Below are 1,207 nucleotides of genomic sequence, written 5' to 3' on the forward strand. Positions count from 1 at the left end.
GCTCGGAGAGACGCGGCTGATCGACAATGTTCCGGTCTCGTCACCGCGGAGCGTCGTTGGCGCGCCAAAGGCGACGGCGACCACCGGCAGTCCGGATGCTCAGCTTTCGCCCGCCAGGCGAGAAATGGCCGTCGCAACATCGTAGTCGGCTGCCAGCCGCAATTCACGGAGCGGACGCACGCGCTTGATGGCTTCGGCATAGAGCTCGTGCGCTTTGTAGGCGGCCAGCTCGGCGTCGCTTTCGAATTCCCCATAGACGACCACGTCGATTTCCTTGCTCAGCGGGTCGGACTTCCGGTTGAGAGCGATCTCGAGGCGCGCTGCATGCGGAATCCTGGTCAAGAGCGCCAGCCCATCACGGATGCGCTCGACATTGCCGCCGGACTTGGCGCTGAAGAAGACGATGTGGCGGATCATAAAGAGGCCCGACTCGGGTCGATTTGATTGAGCCGAGCATTATCAGCAGCCTCGTTGCGGGCAAATGACCCTCGACATCCTTTTCGGCTGGCGGCAAAGCCGCCTCTTGATCCAGCTAGTCGAACCGGTAAGCGAAGTCCATGGGACAGGATGGACCGTGACGACTCCCAGGCGGCGCGCGGCATTGGTCTCGTAAGGGTGCAGGTTCCTCCGGCTTGGGCCCGGCGCTCGCGATACTGCCTGCGCGACGGGTTCGGCGCCGCGTCGAGCAGCACGCAGCCAACCGGCAGATCGGATGCCGCAGTGCCCACATGTGCCGGCGCGAGTTTCAGCATACGCAGGACGATAAGCAAATGTTGAAGGCGCTGAATGGCGGTGGGTATCGTTCATGCATGCCCATCGCATTGTGCGCTCGATTGTGGAACCTGGCTCCTAAGAGAACACAGTCCACCCCATGTGTCGGGCCAGACGCTCCGCCGCGGTTGTTCCGAGAGCAGAATTTCCCTGATCGTTTAGCCCTGGCGACCAGATCGCAACTGAAGCGCGTCCAGGGACCACGACCAGAATACCGCCGCCCACGCCGCTCTTACCCGGCAACCCGACCCGACAGGCAAATTCGCCAGAGCCGTCGTAGTGCCCGCACGTCATCATAAGCGCGTTGATGTGGCGGACGTTTTCTACCGAAATGAGCGCTGTCTCAGGCGCTCCAATGAGAAAACGCCCCGCGCACGCCAGTTGCACGCAATTCATCTCAATCGCGCATTGGTGGAAGTATGCACCCAATACACGG

2 protein-coding genes are annotated in these 1,207 nt (G+C 61.7%); both read right to left on the reverse strand.

Going from position 1 to position 1,207, the window contains the following annotated elements:
- Window positions 1-99: 99 nt before the first annotated feature.
- Window positions 100-417 carry a Dabb family protein gene (locus EOA86_RS35395; protein ID WP_128345713.1) on the reverse strand — a complete coding sequence of 106 codons (318 nt, stop codon included), beginning with the start codon at window positions 415-417 and terminating at the stop codon, window positions 100-102.
- Between the two features lie 432 nt (window positions 418-849).
- The coding region (locus tag EOA86_RS35400) for a glutaminase (RefSeq protein WP_206630239.1) at window positions 850-1,207 on the reverse strand (358 nt) is incomplete at its 5' end.

This window comes from Mesorhizobium sp. M5C.F.Ca.IN.020.32.2.1 (assembly GCF_004023105.1).
GTDB lineage: Bacteria > Pseudomonadota > Alphaproteobacteria > Rhizobiales > Rhizobiaceae > Mesorhizobium > Mesorhizobium wenxiniae.